Genomic DNA, 22262 nt, shown 5'->3' with positions numbered 1-22262 from the left:
GTCGACGAGGACGAGCGCGGTACGGCCGGGATCGAGTGCGGGCATGACAGCACGGTAGCGGCACCGTTGATCTTCGCGGGGGTGGTGGGGTGTGATCCCGCCGACGGGGGCCACGGAGCGACGCCGGACCGCACCGGGCGGCGCGGAGCAACCCGGGCCGCACGGGGCTGGACGCAGCGACACGGGGCGACACCGGACGGCCGGCCCGCGCCGCCGGGTGCCGGTCGGGGCGCCCGGCATCGCTCGTGCCGGCCGGTGTCGCCCCGTGTCGCCGCTCAGGGGCGGCTGTTCGCCGTGGCGACGGTCGGCCGCTGTCCGGTGCCGGCCGCCGAGGTCTCTGCCGGGGCGGCCGGGGCGGGCTGCGGGTCCCGTGACCGCCGTTTGGCGATCACCGCGCAGACCATCAGCTGCATCTGGTGGAAGAGCATCAGCGGCAGGACCGCGAGCGAGGCCTGCGCCCCGAAGAGCACACCGGCCATCGGGAGCCCGGCCGCCAGGCTCTTCTTCGAGCCCGCGAACTGGATCGCGATGCGGTCCGCCCGGTCGAAGCCGAGCCTTTTCGCCCCGTACCAGCTCAGCGTCAGCATCAGCGCGAGCAGCACGGCCTCGACGAGGAGCAGCAGTCCGAGCCGCGCCGGGGTGACCTGGTGCCAGATGCCGGCGACCATGCCCTGGCTGAAGGCCGTGTAGACGACGAGCAGGATCGAGCCCCGGTCGACGTACCCGAGGACCTTCTTGTTCCGCACCAGGAACGCTCCGACCCAGCGGCGCAGCAGCTGTCCCGCCAGGAAGGGCACGAGCAGCTGGAGCACGATCTTGAGCAGCGAGTCGGTGGAGAATCCGCCCGCGCCGCCGCCGAGGAGGGCGGCTGCGAGGAGAGGGGTGAGCACGATTCCGGCGAGGGAGGAGAAGGAGCCGGCGCAGATCGCGGCGGGGACGTTGCCGCGGGCGATCGAGGTGAAGGCGATCGAGGACTGGATGGTGGAGGGGACCAGGCACAGGAAGAGCAGGCCGCTGTAGAGCGGGGGCGTGAGAACGGCCGGGACGAGCCCCTTCGCCGCGAGTCCGAGCAGCGGGAAGACGAGGAAGGTGCAGGCGAGCACCGTGAGGTGGAGCCGCCAGTGCTGGAGTCCGTCGAGCGCCTCGCGGGTGGAGAGCCGGGCGCCGTAGAGGAAGAACAGCAGGGCGATGGCCGCGGTCGAGGCTCCGTTCGCGACGGTGGCGGCGGTGCCGGAGGCGGGCAGCAGGGCCGCGAGGCCGACCGTGCCGAGCAGCGCCAGGATGTACGGGTCGATCGGCAGCCAGGACGGCAGGAGGGTCGTACGGCGGCTCATGTGCTCCACTGCTCTGCTTGCTGACGGGCGGGGTCGTGCCCTCCCCATCCTGCTCCCGCGCGCCGCGATCGGGAATCCCGTACAGCACTCTGACTGTCATCACGTTTCGCGATAGCCTCGTGTTCGTGTACGACCCTTCCCAGCTCCGTACCTTTCTCGCGGTCGCTCAGACGCTGAGCTTCACGCAGGCCGCGCGCCGGCTCGGGCTGCGGCAGTCGACGGTGAGCCAGCATGTGCGGCGGCTGGAGGACGCGACCGGCCGTCCGCTGTTCACCCGGGACACCCACAGCGTGGAGCTGACGGAGGACGGCGAGGCGATGCTCGGCTTCGCCCGGACGATCCTGCGGGCCCACGAGCGGGCCGCGGCCTTCTTCACGGGGACCCGGCTGCGCGGACGCCTGCGCTTCGGAGCGTCGGAGGACTTCGTGGTGACCCGGCTGCCCGAGATCCTGGTGTCGTTCCGCCGTGACCACCCGGAGGTGGATCTGGAGCTGACGGTCGAGCTGTCCGGGACGCTGAACGCCCGGCTGGAGGCGGGTCGGCTGGATCTGATCCTCGCCAAGCGGCGCGCCGAGGAGAGCGGGGGCGAGCTGGTGTGGCAGGACTCGCTGATCTGGATCGGCTCCCCGCGGTTGCGCCTCGATGCGGACCGGCCTGTTCCGCTGATCGTCTTCCCGCCGCCGGGCATCACCCGCGCCCGGGCGCTGGAAGCCCTGGAGGGTCAGGGCCGGGCCTGGCGGATCGCCTGTACGAGCAGCAGTCTGAGCGGGAACATCGCGGCGGCGCGGGCGGGTCTGGGCGTCATGGCGCACACGCGTGGTCTGGTTCCGCCGGGTCTGACGCAGGTACCGGCCCGTGCCGGGCTGCCGGACCTGGGGGATGTCGACTTCGTCCTGCGCAAGGGGCGACGGCGCGGGGCGGCCCAGGAGGCGGCGGACGCCCTGGCCTCGGCGATCCTGGCAGGAGGCGACCGGCTGCACCGGCCGCGGGGGACCTTGTCCGCGGAGTCGTGAGCGGTCCGTACAGATTCCGTGGAGATTCCGGACCACCTTCCTTACTCGCCAGTCAGTAAGGCGGCCCGGCGGGGCCCGACTTGCCCTTTCACCACCCGCTGACCTGTGGGAACACCCTGGGTTCCGGCTTGGTGAAGGGCCTGCCACCGGTCTGTCGGGTGGGGTACCGTCACCCGCGCCGTACGGAGCGCGACAACGAGCGGTCGAGGAGCAGGTCATTGCGCGAGTTCACCGTGCCGCCCGTCGAGGCGGCGCCTCAGGTCGGCGGTCTGGCGGACGCTGTGTTCGACCACGCGGAGCGGACTCCGGACCGGGTCGTGTTCGGCCGCAAGGACGCCACCGGGCAGTGGCGTGACGTGACCTCCGCGCAGTTCCGCGACCAGGTGCTCGCACTGGCGAAGGGGCTGATCGCGCACGGTGTACGGTTCGGCGACCGGGTCGCCATCATGGCCAGGACCCGCTACGAGTGGACGCTGTTCGACTTCGCCCTGTGGACGCTGGGCGCGCAGCCCGTGCCGATCTACGCCACCTCCTCCGCCGAGCAGGTCTACTGGATGCTCCATGACGCCGAGGTGACGGCGTGCGTGGTGGAGCACGAGGACCACGCGATGACGATCGGCTCGGTGATCGACCGGCTGCCCCGGTTGCGGCGCCTGTGGCAGCTGGACGCGGGTGAGGGCGCGGTCGCGGAGCTGATGGCGGCGGGCGTGGAGATCGACGAGGATGTGGTGCACCGGCACCGGCGGGCGGTGACGCCCGAGTCGGTGGCCACGATCATCTACACCTCGGGCACCACGGGCCGCCCCAAGGGCTGTGTCATCACCCACTCCAACTTCATGTTCGAGACGGACATGCTGGTGGGCCGCTGGGAGCCGGTCTTCCACTCCAAGCCGGGCGACGAGGCCTCCACGCTCCTCTTCCTTCCGCTCGCGCACGTCTTCGGCCGGATGGTGGAGGTGGCGGCGGTCCGCTCCGGGGTGAAGCTGGGCCACCAGCCGGCCCTCGCGGCGTCCGCGCTGCTGCCGGACCTCGCCACCTTCCGTCCGACGTTCATCCTGGCGGTTCCCTACGTCTTCGAGAAGGTCTTCCACGCGGCCCGCCGCAAGGCGGAGAGCGAGGGAAGGGCCGGACCCTTCGACAAGGCGGTGGAGGTGGCGGTCAGATACGCCGAGGCCACGGAGCACCGGGCGTTCGGGGTCGGGCCGGGCCCGTCGGCGGCGCTGCGGATGCAGCACCAGTTCTTCGAGAAGGTCGTGTACGGGAAGGTGCGCGAGGCCATGGGCGGGCGGGTCCGGCACGCGATGTCGGGCGGTTCGGGCATGGACCGGCGGCTCGGGCTCTTCTTCGAGGGTGCGGGGGTGACGGTGTTCGAGGGGTACGGGCTGACGGAGACCTCGGCCGCCGCGACCGCGAACCCGCCCGAGCGCACCAAGTACGGGACGGTCGGGCAGCCGATCCCCGGCACGACGGTGCACATCGCGGAGGACGGGGAGGTGTGGCTGCACGGCGACCATGTCTTCTCGGGGTATCTCAACAACCCGCAGGCGACGGACGCCGTGCTCAACGACGGCTGGCTGGCCACGGGGGATCTGGGGATGCTCGACGAGGACGGCTATCTGACGATCACCGGGCGGAAGAAGGAGATCCTGGTGACCTCGGGCGGCAAGAGCGTGTCCCCGGCCGGTCTCGAGGAGCGGGTCCGGGCGCATCCGCTGATCGCGCAGTGCATCGTGGTGGGCAACGACCGTCCGTACATCGCCGCGCTGGTGACGATGGACCTGGAGGCGGTGGAGCACTGGCTGGCGATGCAGGGCAGGCCGCCGCTGCCGCCGGCCGAACTGGTCCGGGACCCGAGCCTGGAGACGGAGATCCGCCGGGCCGTGGTGGCGGCGAACACCCTGGTGTCACAGGCGGAGTCCATCCGCACGTTCCGGATCCTGGCGCACCCCTTCAGCGAGGAGCACGGCCTGCTGACGCCTTCGCTGAAGCTGAAGCGGAAGGCGATCGAGAAGGCGTACGCGGTGGAGGTCGAGGCGCTGTACGGCTGAACGGTGCTGGGCTCGGGCTGCCCTGACGGCCCATCAATTGATGCTGCGTCAGTTATTGACGGTCCATCAGCTCGGTCACAGAATGCGGTCACCCGACGGAGGGACGACCGACCGTGTTGCGACCGATCCGCACCCTCGCCGCCACGGCAGCGGCCCTGCTTCTCGCCACGGCATGCAACTCGGCTTCCACCGGCGGGAGTCCGGCGAAGCCCGGCACCTCCGCACGGGGAGTCACCGCCGACACGATCAAGGTCGGTGGCATCGTCTCCATGACCACCGCCAGCGGCTACTCCAAGAAGGACACCGATCTCGGCGCCCGCGCCCGCTACGACCGGGCCAACGCGGAGGGTGGCGTCAACGGGCGCAGGATCGCCTACCTGGGTGCGGAGGACGACGGCCAGGACCCGGCGAAGAACCTGGCCGCGGCCCGCAAGCTCGTCCAGCAGGACGGGGTCTTCGCCGTCTCCCCCATGAGCTCGGTCACCTTCTCCGGAGCCGACTTCCTCAACGGCCGGAAGGTGCCGACCGTCGGCTGGGGCACGCTGCCCTCCTTCTGCGGGCCGGAGTACCTCTACGGCTTCAACGGCTGCCTCGTCCCCACACCCGGCGGCACCCTCAACCAGACCTGGCCCGAGGGGCTCGCCACCGTCCTCGGCGGCGCGCGGGGCAGGTCGGTCGCGCTGATCGCCGGCGACAACGACGCCGGGAAGTTCGGCATCCGTACCTTCACGCAGGGGTTCAAGGCCGCCGGTTTCCAGGTCCCGTACGCCAAGGCGGTCGTGCCGGCGACCTCGGTGCCCAGCGACTGGTCCGCGTACACCAAGGAGATCCTCCGCTCCGGGCCCGGCGACAAGGCCCCCGACGCCGTGGTGTCGGTGATGCAGACGCCGTACAACATCGGGCTTTTCACCGCGCTCAAGCGCTCCGGGTACAAGGGGCTGCTCTCGGACCCGACCGACTACGACCCCGGGCTGCTCGCCAAGGACGCGACCCGGCAGGCCCTCGACGGGGTGCACGTGCTGCTGCAGTTCCAGCCCTTCGAGTCGGACAGCTCCGCGATGCGGCGGTTCAAGGCCGACATCGAGAAGGCGGCAGGCGGGAAGAACGTGCCGCTGAGCATGCACATGCTGACGGGATACATGTCGGCCGACCTCTTCCTGGCCATCGCCACGAAGGCCGGCCGGGACCTCACCGCCGAGTCCTTCCAGAGGGCCGCGCGGGGCTTCTCCGACACCGGAACGCTCGTCGGTGACCGGGCCGAGCCCAAGGGGCAGAAGGAGAGCTTCGGCTGCGGAGCGCTCGTCCGGCTGAAGAACGGCAGGTACAAGGTCGCGGTGCCGTTCCGGTGCTACCCGCCGATCCCCTTCCGCTAGGGGCGTTGCCGTGGGTGACCTGCTGGGCTTCGTCCTGAGCGGTCTCGTCTCGGGTGCGCTGTACGCGCTGCTCGCGACCGGGCTCGTGCTGTCGTACTCCGCCTCCGGGCTCTTCAACTTCGCGCACGGTGCCACCGCCTACCTGTGCGCGCTCGCCTTCTACGAGCTCCACTCCGGTTTCGGCTGGCCGGCCGTGCCGACGGCCCTGCTGCTCGTCCTCGTCGTCGCGCCGGGGCTGGGGTGGTGCCTGGACCGGGTGATGTTCCGGAAGCTGTCCCGGGTCGGCGAGACGGCGCAGATCGTGGCGACGATCGGTCTCCTCGTCGCGCTTCCGGCGGCCGGGCTGTGGGCGGTCGAGCTCCTGGAGCGGGCCGGGGCGCCGGTCCATCCGGCCGAGAACCAGTTCGGGCTGCCGGGTGTCGGGCCGAGCCCGGCGGTGTCCTGGCAGCCGGTGGACGGCGTCGGAGTCGACTCGGACCAGTTGATCACCTGGGTGACAACGGCGCTGGTGGCGGCCGGCCTGTGGGTGCTGATGCGGCACACCCGGCTCGGGCTGCTCCTGCGGGCCGCCGTCGACAACCGCTCGCTCGTGGAGCTGCGGGGCATCAGCGCGGACCGGCTGTCCTCGATCGCGTGGATGCTGTCCTCGGGGCTCGCGGGGCTCGCCGGTGTCCTCGCGACCCCGCTCCTCGGCCTGTCCGCCCATGACTACACCCTGTTCCTCTTCGTCTCCGCGACGGCGGCGGTGCTCGGGCGTTTCGCTTCGGTTCCACTGGCGTTCGCGGGCGGGCTCGGGCTCGGGGTGCTCCAGAACCTGGTGGCGGGGTACGCCTCGTTCGCGGAGGGCATCACCGGCTTCCGTACGGCGGTGCCGTTCCTGATCCTCTTCGCCGGTCTCGTCGTCCTGGCGCGCCGTCGGCGGGCGGCGGGGACGGCGGCCGCGGACCCGCCGCCGGTCGACTACCTGGCGGGGAAGGGATGGGGGCGCCGGTGGGGCGCGTGGGCGGCGGCCGCCGTGCTGCTCTGCACGGCGCTCTACACCGTCACCACCCCCTTCTGGAGCGGGATCCTGGCGCAGGGGCTCGCGATCGGGCTCGTCCTCATGTCGTTCACGGTGGTGACGGGCCTCGGTGCGATGGTGTCGCTCGCGCAGGCGACGTTCGTCACCTGCGCGGCGCTGGTGGCCGGACTGCTGATGAGCCATGGCTGGCCCTTCGCCGCCGCCGCGTCGGCCGGCACGGCCGCCGCGGCGCTGCTCGGGGCGGTGGTGGCGCTGCCCGCCCTGCGGCTCGGCGGACGGTCACTGGCCCTGGCGACGCTCGCCCTGGCCTTCCTCGCCGACCAGGTGCTCTTCCAGATGGGATGGCTGCGCAACGGGGACACCGGGTGGGAGATCCCGCGCCCGGTCCTCGGTCCGCTGGACCTCGCGGACGACCGGGCGCTGGGGGTCGCGCTGGTGGTGCTCTGCGCCGCGGCGGTGTGGCTCCTCACCCGGCTGCGCGGCTCCCGATGGGGCCGGGCCGTGCTGGCGGTCCGCTCGGCACCCGAGGCCGCCGCCGCGTCAGGGGTGTCGGTGGTACGGACGAAGCTGCTGGTCTTCACGGTGTCGGCGGGGCTCGCGGGGTTCGGGGGCGTGCTCCACGCCTCGTACAACACCCGGATCACGGCGACGGACTTCACGGCGATGACGGGTCTCGTGTGGCTGGCGGTCGTGGTGGCGGCGGGGGTGCGCAGGCCGCAGTTCGCGGTGGTGGCGGGCCTCGTCCTCGCCGTGGTCCCGCACCTGATGACGGCGTACGTCACCGACTCCGCGCACCTGCCCGTGATTCTCTTCGGCCTGGCGGGTCTGGCGCTCGCGAACGACCCGGACGGGTACTGCGCAGCGCTGCCGTCCCGCAGAGCGGCGCGGGCGGGTGCGGCGCGTGGCCCCGTGCCCGGGACTCCCCGGGAGCCTGCGGGGGCGGGCCCGCGTCCCCGTGAGAGCGGCGGGAGGGCCGACCGGGCGGGGACGCCGTGGGCGGAGGACGACCGGAACGGAGAGCGGAACGGGGACCCGAGAGGGGACCTGATGGGGGCCGGCCGGGTGCCGCTCGCGCTGGAGTTGCGGGGCGTACGGGCCGGGTACGGGGGCGCGCCCGTGGTGCACGGCGTGGACCTCGGCGTGCGCGCCGGTGAGGCGCTCGTGCTGCTCGGCCCCAACGGGGCGGGGAAGTCGACGCTGTGCCGGGTGGCCGCCGGGCTGCTGCGGCCCTCCGCCGGAGCAGTGCGCGTCGGGGGGCGGGACGCCGGCCGTGACACGGCGGTCGCGCGGGCGCGCCGGGGGGTGCGGCTGGCGCCCGAGGGCCGGGGCATCTTCGCCGGGCTCTCCATCGAGGAGAACCTGGCCCTGCAGCTGCCCTCGGCCGCCGACCGCGACACCGTCTACGCCCGCTTCCCCGCGCTCGCGGCCCGCCGTGGCGTCCCGGCCGGTTCCCTCTCCGGTGGCGAACAGCAGCTCCTCGCCCTCGCCCCGCTCCTCCAGCGGCCGCCCGCCGTCCTCGTCGCCGACGAGCCCTCCCTCGGTCTCGCGCCCCGCGTCGCCGACGACGTCTTCCGTCTCCTCGCCGAGCTCCGCGCGCGCGGCACCGCGCTGCTGCTGGTCGAGGAGAAGGCGGCCGAGGCGCTCGGCATCGCCGACGCCGTCGCGTACCTCGCACAGGGCCGGATCGCCTGGTGCGGGCCACGGTCCGAGGTGGACACGGACCGGCTCACGGAGGCCTATCTGGGGACGGGAGCCGGGCGATGACGAGCGCGATGCTCCGCGCCGCCGGGATCGGCGTCCGCTTCGGCGGCGTCCAGGCCCTGCGGGAGGTGACGATCGAGGTCCGGCCCGGTGAGATCTGCGGACTCATCGGCCCGAACGGCGCCGGCAAGACCACCCTCTTCGACGTCCTGTCGGGAATCCGCCGGCCGGACGCCGGCGGCGTCACGCTCGGCGGTACGGACATCACCCGCCGCTCCCCCGTGTGGCGGGCCCGCCACGGCGTCCGGCGCACCTTCCAACGCCAGCAGCTCTTCGGTCAGTTGACGGTGGCCGACAACCTCGTCGTGGCGCAGGACTGGCGGCCGGGCGCGCGCCGCCACCGCGAGCGGGCCGCCGCCGTGCTGCGCGAGTGCGGGCTCGACGGGCTCGCGCAGTCGTACGCCGGCGCGCTCCCCGTGGGGCAGGCCCGCATGGTCGAACTCGCCCGCGCTCTCGCCGACCCGCCCCGGGTACTGCTCCTCGACGAGCCGGCCTCCGGCATGACCGCCCGTGAGCGCCTCCAACTCGCCGCCGTGGTACGCCGCATGGCCGACGAGGAGAACTGCGCGGTGCTGCTCGTCGAGCACAACGTGGCCTTCGTCATGGAGCTGTGCTCGCGCGTGGTGGTCCTGGACCTCGGCCGGGTCCTGGCCGAGGGGACGCCCGCCGAGGTCCGGGCCGATCCCGCCGTGCGCGCCGCCTATCTCGGCACGACACCCGGCCCGGCTTCCGGTGCGTCCGCCGGGCCGAGCCCGGGCCCGGCTGCCGGCCGGACTTCCGGTCCGGCGGAGTGCGATCCGGCGGAATGCGATCCTTTCCCCGATCGTTGACCCTGGGAGTACCACCCGACCGACGTTAGGATCGACCGCACGTGAGCACGGACAACAAGGTCCCTTCCCTCACCCTGAACAACGGCGTGGCGATGCCGCAGCTCGGCTTCGGCGTCTGGCAGGTGCCGGACGACGAGGCGACGGAGGCGGTGACCACGGCTCTGGAAGCGGGCTACCGCTCCATCGACACCGCCGCGATCTACGCGAACGAGACGGGCACCGGCCGCGCGGTCACCGCTTCCGGCATCGCCCGCGACGAACTCTTCGTCACCACCAAGGTCTGGAACAGCGAGCAGGGCTACGACTCGACCCTGCGCGCCTTCGACGCCTCCCTCGACAAGCTGGGCCTGGACTACGTGGATCTGTACCTGATCCACTGGCCGGTGCCGACCAAGGACGCCTACGTCGACACGTACCGGGCGTTCGAGAAGATCTACGCCGACGGCCGCGCCAAGGCGATCGGTGTCTCCAACTTCCTTCCGGAGCACCTGGACCGGCTGATCGACGAGACGTCGGTCGTGCCCGCCGTCAACCAGATCGAGCTCCACCCCCACCTGCAGCAGCAGGCCTCGCGCGAGGCCCACGCCCGGCACGGCATCGCCACCGAGGCCTGGTCGCCGCTGGGGCAGGGCAGGGGCCTCCTGGAGGTGCCGGCGGTCGTCGCCATCGCCCAGAAGCACGGGAGGACCCCGGCCCAGGTGGTGCTGCGCTGGCACCTGCAGATCGGGAACCTGGTCATCCCGAAGTCGGTGACCCCCTCCCGCATCCCGGAGAACATCGACGTCTTCGGCTTCGAGCTCGACGACGAGGACATGGCGGGGATCGCCGCCCTCGACGAGAACCGCCGGCTCGGCCCCCACCCGGCCGAGTTCGGCGCCTGAGCCCGACCCCACGGGGAGGGGCGCCGGCCCGGCAGCGGGTCGGCGCCCCTCTCTCGTGTCCCTCGCGCGCGTCTCGTGTCTCTCGCGCGAGGCCGGACGTCCCGGACGGTCTCTCGCGCGAGGCCGGACGTCCCGGACGGTCGGCTCAGACGGTCAGGACGATCTTTCCGCGGGTCCGGCCCGACTCGCCCAGCGTGTGGGCCTTCGCCGCCTCGGCCAGCGGCAGCACCGTCTCGACCTCGGGCCGCAGCCGCCCCGCCTCCACCAGCTCCGCCAGGCCGAGCAGCCCGGCGTAGTCCGGCTCGACGAGGGTGAAGCCGGTACGGATGCCCCGCTCCGTCGCGGGGACGGCGTCGGGCGACGGCAGCGTCACCAGCGTGCCGCCCTCGCGCAGCACCGCCAGCGAGCGCGTGCCGTAGTCGCCGCCGTAGCAGTCGAGGACGACGTCCACGTCCCGTACGACCTCGGCGAAGTCCGTCGCCGTGTAGTCGATCGGCTCGTCGACGCCGAGCCCGCGCAGGAAGTCGTGCTTGGCGGCGCTCGCCGTGCCCAGCACATAGGCGCCCCGGGCCTTGGCGATCTGGACCGCGAGGTGTCCGACGCCGCCCGCCGCCGCGTGGACCAGGACCCGCTGGCCGGCGCGGAGCTCAGCGGTGCCGATCAGGGACTGCCAGGCGGTGAGACCCGCCAGCGGCAGCGCCGCGGCCTCCACATGGCTGAGAGCGGCGGGCTTGCGGGCGAAGTGGCGGGCGGGGCCGGTGACGTACTCGGCGTACCCGCCCGCCTGGCCGGGGAACTGCGGCATGCCGAAGACCTCGTCGCCGGGCGCGTAGAGGGTGACGCCGAGTCCGACGGCCTCGACGACGCCGGAGACGTCCCAGCCGATGACCGGCTGTTCGCCCCAGCCGCCGAATCCGCCGGTGGCGCGGGACTTCCAGTCGACCGGGTTCAGACCCGCCGCGTGGACCCGGACGAGGATCTCGGTCGGGCCGGGTTCGGGGCGCGCCACCCGGGTCTCGGTGAGGACCTCGGGCCCGCCCCACTCGGCGGCGGTGATCGCGCGCATGGTGGCGGGGGCGGCGGTGGACGTGTCGTTCATGGGGGTGCGCTCCTGTGCGAGTGGTGCCGTGGACCGGCGGCCGGTGGGTTCCTGGTGTCCACCACCCTCCGTGAGTGGCCCGCCCACCAGTACTGGCCAGATGGACATGATGTGACAGAATCTGGCCATGCCCTCTTCCATGCCGCCGGTCCACCGGGTCGCCGTCCTCGCCCTGGACGGCGTGATCCCCTTCGAGCTGGGCATTCCGTCGCGGATCTTCGGCGCCGCCCTCGCCGAGGACGGCTCGCCCCTCTACGACGTGCGCGTCTGCACCCTCGACGGCGGAACGGTCCGCACGTCCGACGGGTTCTCCATCGTGGCCGCGCACGGCCCGGAGATCCTCTCGCAGGCCGATACCGTCGTCGTACCGCCCACGCACGAGCTGCGCACACGCGCGGAGGACGGCTCGCTGGGCGCCGAGCTGTCGGCGGCACTGGGGCTCATCCGGCCCGGCACGCGGACGGTCTCCATCTGCACCGGCGCGTACGCCCTCGCCGCGGCCGGTCTGCTCGACGGCCGCCGCGCCACCACCCACTGGTGGGAGGCCGCGCACTTCCGGTCGCTCTTCCCGCGCGTCCTGCTCGACGAGGACGTGCTGTTCGTCGACGACGGCGACGTGCTGACCTCGGCGGGAGCCGCCGCCGGGGTCGACCTCTGTCTGCACCTGGTGCGGCGGGACCACGGCAGCGCCACGGCCAACCAGGTCGCCCGGCGCTGCGTCGTCCCGCCGTGGCGGGACGGCGGGCAGGCGCAGTACATCGAGCGTCCCGTCCCGGAGCCGACCTCGGCCACCACGGCCCCGACGCGCGCCTGGGCACTGCAGCGGCTCGACCGGCCGCTGACCCTGACCGAGCTCGCGGGGCACGCCGGGATGAGCGTACGGACCTTCACACGCCGCTTCCGTGACGAGGCGGGTACGACACCGGGTCAGTGGCTGACCGCCCAACGGGTCGAGCTGGCAAAGCAGTTGCTTGAGACCAGCGACCTGACGGTGGATCACATCGCGGACCGGACGGGGTTCGGCAGCGGCAACTCGCTGCGGCAGCACATGCGCGCCCTGGTCGGCGTCTCCCCGGCCGCCTACCGGCGCACCTTCCATCTGGCGACGGGCGGCAGCGCCCCGGACGAGGAGTTCGCCCGGTGAGCGGTTCACCGGCGGCAGCGGTCGCAGCGGGCCTCTACCGGGTGCGGACCGCGGTGTGGACCGTGCGGGCGGCGAGCCGGAAAAGGTCGTCGCGGCGGTGCAGGGACAGCGGCTCGGACGGGTCGAGGAGGCGGTCGAGGGCCGTACGGTCGTCGTCGGCGAGGCCTTCGCCGTAGGCGGTGCGCTGGCGCTCGTAGTGGGCGACGATCTGCTCCCTGACGACCGGGGGGACCGGGGCGGGGGCATCGGCCAGGAACGTGCGCGTGCCCGCCGGGGTGAGCCCGGCCGAGGAGAGGAGCTCCCGCCAGTCGTCGATCTCCTCCTTGGCGTCGGGCAGTTCGGCCCGCATCCTGCCGAACCATTCGGCGCTGAGCGCGTCGAGACGGGCCTCCAGGCCGGGGCGTCCGATGCCCTGGTTCGACGGCAGGTGGCGGCCGGGCAGGCCGCCCTCGATCAGGACCATGAGGCCGCCGGGCCGCAGGCGCTCGGCGAAGGCGGCGAGTGCGGCGCGCTGGTCGCCGATGTGGTGCAGGGAGTTGCCGGCCCAGATCAGGTCCGCCTTGCCCAGCTCGCCGATGGCGTCGGGGAGTTCGGCGAGCAGGGTGGTGACGCGGCCGCGGAGCCCGCGGGCCTCGGCCCGGGCGCGGGCGCGTTCGAGGAGCGGCGCGCTGCTGTCGACGGCGACGGTCTCGGCGGCCGGGAAGGCCTCGGCGAGGAGTGAGGTCAGGACGCCGGGTCCGCTGCCGACGTCCAGGATCCGGCGGATGCCGGCGGCCGGGACGAGGGTGCCGAGCCAGTCGGCCACCTCGGCGTAGAGGGGGCTCTCGATCTCGGCCTGGCGCTCCAGGAGGGTGGCCATCTCGGACCAGTCCGGGTGCGTGCTGTCGTCGTGGTGGTGGTGTGCGCTCATGGGGACAGGGTGCGACGGGCGGGGCCGGGAGCGCGAGAATTCTTGCCGTTCCGGCAAAGAGTTCACCCCGGTCTGCGGTGCTCCTGCGGGCTGACGCCCCGTACGCGCTTGAAGGAGGCGCTGAGCGCGAAGGCGCTGCTGTAGCCGACCCGGCGGGCCACGGACTCGACGGTGGCGTCCGTCTCCCGCAGCAGGTCCGCGGCGAGCGAGAGCCGCCAGCCGGTGAGGTACGCCATCGGGGGCTCCCCCACGAGGTCGGTGAAGCGGCGCCCGAGCGCGGCGCGCGAGACGCCCGCCCCGGCCGCGAGCGAGGCGACCGTCCAGGGGTGGGCCGGGTCGTTCTGGAGGAGCCGCAGGGCGCGGCCGACGACGGGGTCGGCCATGGCCCGGTACCAGGCCGGGGGCTCGGCGCCCGGCCGGGAGAACCAGGCGCGGACCGCGGCGATCAGGAGCAGGTCGAGGAGCCGGTCGAGGACGACGCTCTGCCCCGGTTCGTCGCGCGAGATCTCCTCGTCGAGGAAGGGCATGAGCGGGCAGTTCCACACCTCGGCGGGCAGGTGCAGCAGGGGTGGCAGGGCGTCGAGCAGACGCCGGCCGACCTCGCCGTCCCATGGGTAGGTGCCGACCAGCACGGTGGCGGAGCCGTCGACGGCGTTGCCCCAGGTCCGTACGCCGAGGCGCATGGACTCGGAGAGCGGTTCGCCGCTCAGGGTGGTGCAGACGCCACCGGGTCCGATCATGGCGCGGGGCGGGGTGTCGGCTCTGTGGGCGACGGTGTAAGGATCGGGGCCGCGGGCGATCGCGATGTCGCCGGGTCGCAGCAGGACGGGGGCGCCCCCGTCGGGGACGATCCAGGCCTCGCCGTCGGTGACGCACATCAGGCAGAGCGGTGCGCGGTCCTCGATCCGGACGGACCAGGGCGGCTCCATGACCATGCGAAGGAGGAAGGCCCCTTTGGCCCGGGGTCCTGCGAGGAGTCCGGCGAGAGCGTCCATGGTGGGGAAGCGTAGACGCAGGCGTATGGGGGTGAGTCTGTGGAGCATGGGAAGCCGGCCCGCCGCCCGCGAGTCTGGGGACATGACGACGCACACGAACGACACGCGGACCATTCTGGTGACGAGCGCCACCGGCAAGACCGGGCGGCGCGTGGCGAAGCGGCTCACGGAACGCGGCGCGACGGTCCGGGCGGGTTCCCGTGCCGGCGCGGCCCTGTCCGACGGGGAGACCGTCCGGTTCGACTGGGAGAACGGCGAGACCTGGGCGCCGGCCCTGCGGGGCGCGGACGCCGCCTACGTGAACTACCACCCCGACCTCGCCGCGCCGGACGCGGTCGAGGCGATGCGGGCCTTCGGCGAGCTGGCCGTGGCGAACGGCGTACGGCGGCTGACGCTGCTGTCCGGGCGCGGCGAGCCCGAGGCGGTCCGTGCGGAGGAGGCGCTGCGCGCCTCGGGTGCCGAACTGACCGTTGTACGCGCCTCGTTCCTCGCACAGAACTTCACCGAGGGCGCGCTGGCCGAGAGCGTCGCGGCGGGCACGATCGCGTTCCCCGCGGGTGGGACGGCCGAGCCGTTCGTCGACGCCGACGACCTGGCGGACGTGATCGTCGAGACGCTGACGGCGGACGGGCACGCGGGCCTGGTGCACGAGCTGACCGGACCGCGGCCGCTGACCTTCGCGGAGGTGGCGGCGGAGATCTCCCGGGCGTCCGGCCGGGAGGTGGCGTACGTGCCACTGAGCGAGGGCGAATACGCCGCCCTGCTGGAGCGGTTCGGTCTCCCGGCGCCCCAGGCGCGGTGGCTGTCGGCCCTGTTCACGATGTTGCTCGACGGCCACAACGCGTCGGTGACGGACGGGGTGAAGCGCGTCCTGGGCCGCGAACCGCGCGACTTCACCGCCTTCGCCGCCGAGGCCTGGGGCTAGAGGGCGTCCGGTCGATCAGGCCGGATCAGGCCGGATCAGGCCGGATGAGGCCGGATCAGGGAGAGGCTACGGGCCTGGACGACAAGGCGCGGCGGGTGCCGAGCGGGCGTTGCTGCCGTAGCCAGGAATGTCGCACGTCAGGAGGATGGAGAGAAGTGGGCTGGACTTCACTGACACAAGGTGTCAGTGAAGAGCTCCTACAGTCCGGCCATGGCTTTCGAAGAGAAGTTGCCCGCGACCACCCCCACCACCGCACCCGCCGCCACCGCCGACGGCTTCGCCTTCCTCGACGGACGGTGGACCGTCCGCAACCGCAGGCTCGCCGATTTCCTCGATCCGGGCAGCGGCTGGGAGGAGTTCGACGGGCACACCACCGGCCGGCTCTTCTGGGGCGGCCGGGCCCATGTCGACGAGATCGTCTTCCCGTCCAAGGGCTTCAGCGGGCTGACCCTCCGCCTGTACGAGCCGGAGACCGGCGAGTGGACCCTGAACTGGTCCAACAGCCGTACGGGGCGGCTCGATCCGCCGGTCAGGGGCCGGTTCGCCGAGGACGGTACGGGAGAGTTCCACGGCGTCGACACCTACGAGGGCGTGGAGGTACGCGTCCGCTTCCGCTGGTCGGACATCTCGGCCGGTACCGCGCGCTGGGAGCAGGCGTTCGCCCGCGCGGGCGGGGAGTGGGTGACGAACTGGGTGATGGAGTTCAGTCGCGTGTGACGGCAGGGCGCCGGTAGGACACCAGTCGGTAGTCGGGGTCGTCACGGGGGCGGCCCTGGTCCGGCAGGGCGGCGAGCTGCGCGGTGAGGGTGTCGACCGCGTCCGGGGCTCCACGGAACCACGACGCGAAGTAACCGCTGCGCAGCTTCTCGGCCGTGCGGCGCGGTGTGCGGCCCTGGCCGTGGCCGGTGAAGTGGGTGCTGCCGACGGGCTCCAGACCGTGGGTGGCGGCGTACGCCGCGATCCGGTCGGCCCGGTCGGAGGCTCGCGCGGACGAGCGGTGGGGTGCGAGGACATCGTCGATGTCGCTGCCGACGTGGTGGGCCGCGTCCTTGTCGACGGTCACGACGAACACGCCGCCGGGGCGCAGGACGCGGGCCGCCTCGGCGACGACCTCGTCCACGAACGGGACGAGGTGGAGCAGCCAGACCGCGCTGACGGCGTCCACGGAGGCGTCGGGGAGAGGGAGCCGGCGGGCGTCGGCGAGCGCGACCCGGCCGGGGAGCCGCCGGGCCGCCTTGCGGGCCATGCCGTACGAGGCGTCGGCGCCGTACACCCGCAGTCCCTCGCGGGTGAGCCGCTCGGTGACGAGGCCGGTGCCGCAGGCCACGTCGAGGAGGGTGCGGGCCCCGGTCGGGACCAGGCGCAGGACGGCCTCGGCCGCTGCGGCGGCCCGGGGCACGCCGCCCCGGGTCTCGTCGTAGCGGTCCGCCTCGGCGTCGTAGTCCAGCAGCGTCTCGCTCATCCCGCAGATCGTACGGGTGGCGGGGGACGCGTGTCAGTCGGCTCCGTGTCCCGAGGCGATGCTCTCCACCCGCTCCGCGAGCTCGAAGTCCTTCTCGGTGACCGCGTCTCCGGCGGAGTGCGTGTTCATGGAGACGGAGACGGTGTTGTAACCGAGCGTCAGATCCGAGTGATGGTCCAGCTCCTGCTGGATCTGGGCCACGTGGACGACGAGCGCGGTGGCGGCGAAGTGATCTCCGAGACGGTAGGTGCGGGCGATCCGGTCGCCGGTGAGGGACCAGCCGGGGAGTTCCCTCAACCGGTCCTCGATCTCCTTCTGCGACAGCGGCTCCGTGGGCACGTCCGTACTCCCTCCGGTCGGGTCTGGTGACGGCGACGATACGGCCCTCCGGGGGTCGATACCCGGCTCGACACCTGGGATACCGTCTGACCATGACAACTGTGGCGACCGGTACGGGGGTGGGACCGCTGTTGCGCGGCTGGCGCGAGCAGCGACGGTTGAGCCAGTTGGAGCTGGCGCTGCGCGCCGATTCCTCGGCTCGGCACATCTCGTTCGTCGAGACGGGCCGCTCCCGGCCCAGCGAGGAGATGATCCTTCGCCTCGCCGAGCACCTGGACGTGCCGGTACGGGAACGCAACGCGCTGCTGCTCGCGGCCGGATACGCCCCCCGGTACTCGGAGTCGACGCTCGACGATCCGCAGCTGGCGACCCTGCGGGAGGGGATCGAGCAGCTGCTCGCCGGATACGACCCGTACCCGGCGCTCGTCGTGGACGGCTCGTACACGGTGGTGTCGGCCAACCAGGGCATCAACATCCTGCTGGCGGGGCTGCCGGAGCATCTGCTGACTCCGCCGCTGAACGCGATGCGGATCACGCTGCACCCGGAGGGGCTCGCCCCGCGGATCCGGAACCTGCGCGAGTGGCGCGGGCATCTGCTGGCGCAGATGGAGCGTCAGATCGGCCTGGCCCGCTCGGAGGCGCTGCGGGAGCTGTACGAGGAGGTGGCGGCGTACCCGCTGCCGGAGGGGACCACGGACCCGGACGACCGGGAGGACCCGACGCCGTACCCGTACTTCGCGCTGCCGCTGCGGATCGAGCACGACGGGCGGGTGCTGTCGTTCGTGTCGTCGATCTCGACGTTCAACACGCCGATGGACGTGACGGTCGCCGAGCTGGCCATCGAGACGCTTCTCCCGGCCGACCCGGCGACGGTCGCGTATCTGCAGTCGTTGCGTCCTACGCCGTAGCCCGCAGAGCCGACCACTGGAGTCCGGCGAAGCCGGCGACGGTGGCGGCCTGCATCAGGGTCCACACCCCTCCGGCGGTCGTGGGCTCCAGCCAGGCCAGGAGGGCGACGACGCTGAGCACGGCCCACAGGACGTTGACGTCGACGACGAGCTTCACGCCGAGGGCGGGGGGCTGCGGGCGGCTCGCGAGCCAGGCGACGCCGGCGGCGAACGCGGTGAGGACGACGCCGAGTTCGAGCAGCAGTCCGGAGTCGACGCCGAGCAGCTCACCGAGGGGCCCGGAGGCGACGAGGTAGGCGAGCCCGTTGGCGCCGGTCACGACGGCGTCGAGGACGAGGAACCGGCGCACCATCGACCGCGGCCGGGTGGTGCGGGAGAGACCGGCGAGCAGGGTCTGAGACATGACGGATCACCCTCCATGGGGGACGTTCGCGCTGGTGGTGGGCCCGGAGCTCGGCCGGAGTGCGCCGGCCGAGTTCCGGTGGACACCACGATGCCGCCACGCGCGGCACGGGTCGATTACGTCCTACGTAATGCGGGTGACGCGGGGCGTCAGCGCCAGACGACGCTGAAGCTGTCCAGCTGGGCCCAGGTGATGACGTTGGTGGTACGGCCGCCGTAGAGCCGCAGCTGCCGGTCGGAGCCGGCCTCCACGCGGGCGACGCACACGCCGCCGGTGTTGTTGCGGGGCACGTTCGCCCGGGCGGCCATGGTCGGCGTGAGGGAGTCGGGCAGGGTGGCGATGATGTCGTCGGCGTCGAAGGTGCCCTTCACGCCGCCGCTGAGCTGGAGCGTCGTGGTGCCGGCGATGCTGATGAGCCGGCCCTTGGGGGCGTTCTGGTCGGCGGTGACCCCGGCGGCGAGGGTGAGGGGCTGCCAGTCGGTGAGGACCTTCACGCCGTCGGTCTCCGGCGCCGCCGACAGCCACAGGATGGTGCAGGTGCGCGGGCCGGGCTCCTCGCCGGCGAACCCGAAGTAGAGGTACGGGACGCCGTCGCGCACCAGGACCGTCATGCCCTCGGGCTCGCGGTACTCCAGTCCGGGGGCGGCCACGCACAACTGCTGGTCCACGACGGCGCCGGTGGTCCAGTCGACGGCCGTCAGATACGTGTTGCCCGGGGGCGGGTTCTCCGGGTAGTCGGGGTGGATGGGCATGCCCGAGAGCATGTACAGGATGCCGTCGTGGGAGGTGTATCCCTGGAACCAGCCCCGCTGGTCGGGGTGGGGGATGCGCTGGATCGGCTCCCACACGCCGGCCGAGGCCTTGGCCAGGTCGTACCTCTCGAAGTACATCTTCAGGTCGAGTTCGAAGCGGAGGACGAGCTCGCCGGCGCTGTGATCGATGGTGCAGGTGACGAAACGGGCGCCGGTCCCGGGCCGGTACGGCGGCGTGTGCAGCGGGGAGCCGTGGTCGAGGACGGTGCCGGAGCGGAACTCGAAGCTGGTGACCGCGGTACCGAAGCCCTTGTGCGAGTTGTTGGGCACGGACGCGGTCTCGGTCCACAGCCGGATGACCCCGGCCCGGTTCTCGAGACCCATGGAGACTCCGTGTCCGAAGCCTCGCAGGTACATGTGGCCGATGATCGCGCCCGCCGGGTTCAGGCGGGTGACGCAGAGGTCTCCCCGCTCGATCCGCACGGCGTAGTCGACGGGCCCGGACTCTCCGGTGAGCTGGACGCCGCCCTGCATCGGCTGGAGGACGAAGACGTCGCCCGACGCCGGGTCGATGCCGAACGACTGCATGACGGTGGAGTTCTTCAGCGGGCGCCGGTGGAGCAGCTTGCCCACCGGTCCCGCGAGATCTATCTGTCCTTCGATGGTGACGCTCAACGCTGCCGCTCCTCGGGATGCTTCCGGCGTCTTCCGCCGGGCCGGACGGAAGTCTGCCAAAGAGCGGGAACGGTACCGTGCACGGGTGTTGTTCGCACCGGGCGGCCCCCGGTCGGTGCGGTTCAGTAGGCGGCCTCGCGGTGCTGGACGAAGGCGCGCAGCCGGGTGGTGTCGGCGGCCGTCCAGCCCTCCGGTGGTGCCACGGCGGCCCAGCCGTCGACCGCGCCGGCGCCGTAGCGGTGGCCGTGCGGGGCCTGGACGCCGTACGACACGGCCATGTCGACGGAGGTCTGCCAGAAGGAGACGAACGGGAACCAGTCGATCTCGGGCGTGACATCGGGGCCGAGGGGGTCGTCCAGCCATTCGGGGCGTTCCAGGAGCAGGTCGGGCGACCACCACACGACCGGATCGGACGCGTTCTGCAGGTAGACCGCGCGCGGCCGGCCCCACCGGGCCGGCGGCCGGGCCAGGTCCGCCTGCGGGAACTGCGCGAAACGCACCCGGGAGCCGCCCTCGTACTGCGGGCGCCAGACCGGGCTGCCGGGGTCGCGGTCGCGGCGGATCTGCTGGGACATCGGGGAGAAGTGCGGGGCGCCGAGGAGGAGAGCCCCGTCGGTCCGGGCGAGGAGGTCGTCGGGGCCGTCGAAGGACGCCTCGACGGCGTAGGCGCCGAGGCTTTCGCCGGTGACGAGGAGCTTGGGCCGCCGGTCGGCGGGCAGTGCGTCGAGCCGGGCGCGGACCGCACCGACGAGTGCGCGGGTGGCCTGGCCCGCCTTCTCCTTGTCGACGAGGAAGGAGACCCAGCTGGGCAGGTAGGAGTACTGCACGGCGACGATCGCGGTGTCTCCGCCGTACATGTACTCCAGTGGTTCGGCGACGTTGGGGTTCACCCAGCCGGTGCCGGTCGTTCCGGCGACGACGAGGACCTCGCGGCCGAAGGCGCCGGTGCGCTCCAGTTCGCGTACGGCGAGTGCGGCCTGGGCCGTGAAGGGACGGTCGTCCTCGAAGGCGGCGGGCGGGGCCGAGGGTATGTAGACCCGGACGGGGTCGAGGGCGGGGCGGCCGCTCCAGGCGGTGATGCGGTCGCGGGTGGGGACGGCGCCGGTGAAGTTGCGGCCCTGGAAGCCGAGTTCCCGCCAGGGGACGAGGGAGCCGGGGCCGCCGGAGACGTACCGCGAGACGGGCCGGTGGATGCCGTCCTTGGTCCCTCGGTTGGTCGCTTCCGCGATCCGGTCGGCGATGTCGATGATCCCCCGGTCGAAGACCACGTCCCGCACGCCGACGAGCACGGCGAGCGTGGAGAGCACCGCGCCGACGGCGAAGGCGACCGGCCGGGGCAGCAGCCGACCGAGCAGGCGGATCAGCCGGACGGAGCCGAGCCGGACGGCGCGGGCGACGAGGAGCAGCGCGAGCCAGAGGGCGATCGCCATCAGGGCGATCATCGGTATGTGCCAGGTGAGGGCGGACGGCAGGCCCTGCAGGACGCGCAGCTGACGCTGCATCCGGGCGCTCTCGGAGATGAGCCAGACGGAGAGGAGGGGGGTGAGCGCCCAGAACGCCTGCCGGCAGCGGGCCCGCGTCCGGTCGGCCGGCCGCCACGGCAGGAGTGCTCGCAGCAGCCAGGCGACGGCGGCGCCGAGCGCGTAGCCGATGGCGGCGGTGATGCCGCCGACGACGCCCTGCAGATACCAGGGGCGTGGGACGAGCGAGGGGGTGAGGGAGGACCAGAAGAAGAGCGTGGCGAGGCAGAGCGCGATCAGGTCGGGCCGGTCCCGGCGAGGGCGCGGGGCGAGGCGCCGGGCCAGGGCGGGGAGCCGCGCTCCGAGAACGGTGATCCGCGCTCCGAGAGCGGTGATTCTCTCGCGGGGGCCGGGGCCTTCGGGGCCGGGGAGTTCCGGGCCGGAGTGTTCCGGGCCGGGGTGTTCCGGGCCGGGGTGTTCCGGGCCGGGGTGGGACGCGGGGGCGGCGGACCGATCGGAGGGGGTGTCCCGGTCGGTCGAGGTCATCGGGACAGCCTCGTCCAAGGCCCACCGTTCGGCAACTCCGCCGCGCCCCGGGGGTTTTCCCGTCAGTGGCCGGTGCGCTCCTCGCGGACGGGCGTGGGCGTGGAGCGGGGCTCGGGGGACGGGGCGCCTTCGGGTTCGGTTCCGGTCGGGTGGGTGGTGCGTTCGTGCCGGGAGGCCTCGGCGCGCAGCAGGGCGTTGAGGACGGCGAAGGGGTCGACGGGCATGGCGAAGCTCCTTGTGGTGCGGAGGTGGGGGGCTGCGAGAGGTGCGGCCTCTCAGCAGCGCATCACCGCGCACCGGTGGGGCTCGCTCCGCGGGAGCGGTACGGACACGGGGGCGCCGGACGGCGGCGGGGCGGGGCGGCCGAACCGGGTGCGGACGCC

General features: G+C 72.9%; 20 protein-coding genes. 10 read left to right on the top strand and 10 right to left on the bottom strand.

Annotated elements, in window-relative coordinates; translation table 11 throughout:
* Positions 1-275 precede the first annotated feature (275 nt).
* A complete protein-coding gene (locus J7E93_RS20830) occupies positions 276-1334 on the bottom strand; it encodes a bile acid:sodium symporter family protein (protein ID WP_215071427.1) in 1059 nt (352 codons plus the stop codon).
* Positions 1335-1459: 125 nt separating this feature from the next.
* Between J7E93_RS20830 and J7E93_RS20825 the strand changes: the two genes are divergently transcribed.
* The 6 genes from J7E93_RS20825 (at position 1460) to J7E93_RS20800 (ending at position 10261) form a co-directional block, all read left to right on the top strand.
* Positions 1460-2347: a LysR substrate-binding domain-containing protein gene (locus J7E93_RS20825; protein ID WP_215071426.1), complete on the top strand. Its 888-nt coding sequence runs from the start codon at positions 1460-1462 to the stop codon at positions 2345-2347.
* 218 nt (positions 2348-2565) lie between these two features.
* Positions 2566-4395, top strand: coding sequence for a long-chain fatty acid--CoA ligase (locus tag J7E93_RS20820; RefSeq protein WP_215071425.1), 1830 nt, complete (start codon positions 2566-2568; stop codon positions 4393-4395).
* Between the two features lie 113 nt (positions 4396-4508).
* Complete coding sequence (locus tag J7E93_RS20815; RefSeq protein ID WP_215071424.1) at positions 4509-5768, top strand: ABC transporter substrate-binding protein; 1260 nt, start codon at positions 4509-4511, stop codon at positions 5766-5768.
* A 10-nt stretch (positions 5769-5778) separates the two neighbouring features.
* Positions 5779-8553, top strand: coding sequence for an ATP-binding cassette domain-containing protein (locus J7E93_RS20810; protein WP_215071423.1), 2775 nt, complete (start codon positions 5779-5781; stop codon positions 8551-8553).
* Positions 8550-9380: an ABC transporter ATP-binding protein gene (locus tag J7E93_RS20805; RefSeq protein ID WP_215071422.1), complete on the top strand. Its 831-nt coding sequence runs from the start codon at positions 8550-8552 to the stop codon at positions 9378-9380. Before J7E93_RS20810 ends, J7E93_RS20805 begins: the two co-directional genes overlap by 4 nt.
* Before the next feature lie 92 nt (positions 9381-9472).
* The gene (locus tag J7E93_RS20800) at positions 9473-10261 is read left to right on the top strand and encodes an aldo/keto reductase (RefSeq protein WP_215071432.1); all 789 of its coding nucleotides are present in this window, start codon (positions 9473-9475) and stop codon (positions 10259-10261) included.
* 145 nt (positions 10262-10406) lie between these two features.
* On the opposite strand, the gene J7E93_RS20795 is transcribed toward J7E93_RS20800, so the two are convergent.
* Positions 10407-11360: an NADP-dependent oxidoreductase gene (locus J7E93_RS20795; protein ID WP_251066844.1), complete on the bottom strand. Its 954-nt coding sequence runs from the start codon at positions 11358-11360 to the stop codon at positions 10407-10409.
* 127 nt (positions 11361-11487) lie between these two features.
* On the opposite strand from J7E93_RS20795, the gene J7E93_RS20790 reads away from it, so the two are divergent.
* Positions 11488-12504 (top strand): GlxA family transcriptional regulator, encoded by a 1017-nt coding sequence (locus J7E93_RS20790; RefSeq protein ID WP_251066843.1) that lies wholly within the window; start codon positions 11488-11490, stop codon positions 12502-12504.
* 34 nt (positions 12505-12538) lie between these two features.
* Here J7E93_RS20790 and J7E93_RS20785 read toward each other — a convergent pair whose 3' ends face one another.
* Both J7E93_RS20785 and J7E93_RS20780 read right to left on the bottom strand, forming a co-directional pair.
* Positions 12539-13414 (bottom strand): trans-aconitate 2-methyltransferase, encoded by an 876-nt coding sequence (locus J7E93_RS20785; RefSeq protein WP_215071421.1) that lies wholly within the window; start codon positions 13412-13414, stop codon positions 12539-12541.
* Between the two features lie 62 nt (positions 13415-13476).
* Positions 13477-14409, bottom strand: coding sequence for an AraC family transcriptional regulator (locus J7E93_RS20780; protein WP_215071420.1), 933 nt, complete (start codon positions 14407-14409; stop codon positions 13477-13479).
* Positions 14410-14491: 82 nt separating this feature from the next.
* Between J7E93_RS20780 and J7E93_RS20775 the strand changes: the two genes are divergently transcribed.
* Positions 14492-15334, top strand: coding sequence for an NAD(P)H-binding protein (locus J7E93_RS20775; protein ID WP_215071419.1), 843 nt, complete (start codon positions 14492-14494; stop codon positions 15332-15334).
* A gap of 210 nt (positions 15335-15544) precedes the next feature.
* Positions 15545-16051, top strand: coding sequence for a hypothetical protein (locus tag J7E93_RS20770; RefSeq protein ID WP_251066842.1), 507 nt, complete (start codon positions 15545-15547; stop codon positions 16049-16051).
* On the opposite strand, the gene J7E93_RS20765 is transcribed toward J7E93_RS20770, so the two are convergent.
* Both J7E93_RS20765 and J7E93_RS20760 read right to left on the bottom strand, forming a co-directional pair.
* The gene (locus J7E93_RS20765) at positions 16038-16784 is read right to left on the bottom strand and encodes a class I SAM-dependent methyltransferase (RefSeq protein ID WP_215071428.1); all 747 of its coding nucleotides are present in this window, start codon (positions 16782-16784) and stop codon (positions 16038-16040) included. The genes J7E93_RS20770 and J7E93_RS20765 overlap by 14 nt on opposite strands.
* Before the next feature lie 45 nt (positions 16785-16829).
* Positions 16830-17135: a 4a-hydroxytetrahydrobiopterin dehydratase gene (locus J7E93_RS20760; RefSeq protein WP_215071418.1), complete on the bottom strand. Its 306-nt coding sequence runs from the start codon at positions 17133-17135 to the stop codon at positions 16830-16832.
* Positions 17136-17227: 92 nt separating this feature from the next.
* On the opposite strand from J7E93_RS20760, the gene J7E93_RS20755 reads away from it, so the two are divergent.
* Positions 17228-18043 carry a helix-turn-helix domain-containing protein gene (locus tag J7E93_RS20755; RefSeq protein WP_215071417.1) on the top strand — a complete coding sequence of 272 codons (816 nt, stop codon included), beginning with the start codon at positions 17228-17230 and terminating at the stop codon, positions 18041-18043.
* On the opposite strand, the gene J7E93_RS20750 is transcribed toward J7E93_RS20755, so the two are convergent.
* The 4 genes from J7E93_RS20750 to J7E93_RS20735 all read right to left on the bottom strand — a co-directional run bounded on the left by J7E93_RS20750 (position 18033) and on the right by J7E93_RS20735 (position 22103).
* Positions 18033-18446 (bottom strand): hypothetical protein, encoded by a 414-nt coding sequence (locus tag J7E93_RS20750; protein ID WP_215071416.1) that lies wholly within the window; start codon positions 18444-18446, stop codon positions 18033-18035. The two genes, J7E93_RS20755 and J7E93_RS20750, sit on opposite strands and share 11 nt — an antisense overlap.
* Before the next feature lie 149 nt (positions 18447-18595).
* Positions 18596-19873, bottom strand: coding sequence for a hypothetical protein (locus J7E93_RS20745; protein WP_215071415.1), 1278 nt, complete (start codon positions 19871-19873; stop codon positions 18596-18598).
* A gap of 122 nt (positions 19874-19995) precedes the next feature.
* Positions 19996-21729, bottom strand: a complete 1734-nt coding sequence (locus J7E93_RS20740; protein ID WP_374105411.1) for an alpha/beta hydrolase — start codon at positions 21727-21729, stop codon at positions 19996-19998.
* A gap of 212 nt (positions 21730-21941) precedes the next feature.
* Complete coding sequence (locus tag J7E93_RS20735; RefSeq protein WP_215071413.1) at positions 21942-22103, bottom strand: hypothetical protein; 162 nt, start codon at positions 22101-22103, stop codon at positions 21942-21944.
* Positions 22104-22262 lie beyond the last annotated feature (159 nt).

The sequence above is a fragment of the Streptomyces sp. ISL-36 genome, from assembly GCF_018614205.1.
Lineage (GTDB): Bacteria > Actinomycetota > Actinomycetes > Streptomycetales > Streptomycetaceae > Streptomyces.
This window is presented reverse-complemented; position numbering and strand designations above follow the sequence as displayed.

Excerpts from the sequence above, each read along its gene's own strand:
- J7E93_RS20830 (WP_215071427.1), bottom strand. The coding sequence starts at position 1,334 with ATGAGCCGCCGTACGACCCTCCTGCCGTCCTGGCTGCCGATCGACCCG.
- J7E93_RS20805 (WP_215071422.1), top strand. The coding sequence starts at position 8,550 with ATGACGAGCGCGATGCTCCGCGCCGCCGGGATCGGCGTCCGCTTCGGC.
- J7E93_RS20800 (WP_215071432.1), top strand. The coding sequence starts at position 9,473 with ATGCCGCAGCTCGGCTTCGGCGTCTGGCAGGTGCCGGACGACGAGGCG.
- J7E93_RS20795 (WP_251066844.1), bottom strand. The coding sequence starts at position 11,360 with ATGAACGACACGTCCACCGCCGCCCCCGCCACCATGCGCGCGATCACC.
- J7E93_RS20790 (WP_251066843.1), top strand. The coding sequence starts at position 11,488 with ATGCCCTCTTCCATGCCGCCGGTCCACCGGGTCGCCGTCCTCGCCCTG.
- J7E93_RS20785 (WP_215071421.1), bottom strand. The coding sequence starts at position 13,414 with ATGAGCGCACACCACCACCACGACGACAGCACGCACCCGGACTGGTCC.
- J7E93_RS20780 (WP_215071420.1), bottom strand. The coding sequence starts at position 14,409 with ATGGACGCTCTCGCCGGACTCCTCGCAGGACCCCGGGCCAAAGGGGCC.
- J7E93_RS20775 (WP_215071419.1), top strand. The coding sequence starts at position 14,492 with ATGACGACGCACACGAACGACACGCGGACCATTCTGGTGACGAGCGCC.
- J7E93_RS20770 (WP_251066842.1), top strand. The coding sequence starts at position 15,545 with ATGGCTTTCGAAGAGAAGTTGCCCGCGACCACCCCCACCACCGCACCC.
- J7E93_RS20755 (WP_215071417.1), top strand. The coding sequence starts at position 17,228 with ATGACAACTGTGGCGACCGGTACGGGGGTGGGACCGCTGTTGCGCGGC.
- J7E93_RS20750 (WP_215071416.1), bottom strand. The coding sequence starts at position 18,446 with ATGTCTCAGACCCTGCTCGCCGGTCTCTCCCGCACCACCCGGCCGCGG.
- J7E93_RS20735 (WP_215071413.1), bottom strand. The coding sequence starts at position 22,103 with ATGCCCGTCGACCCCTTCGCCGTCCTCAACGCCCTGCTGCGCGCCGAG.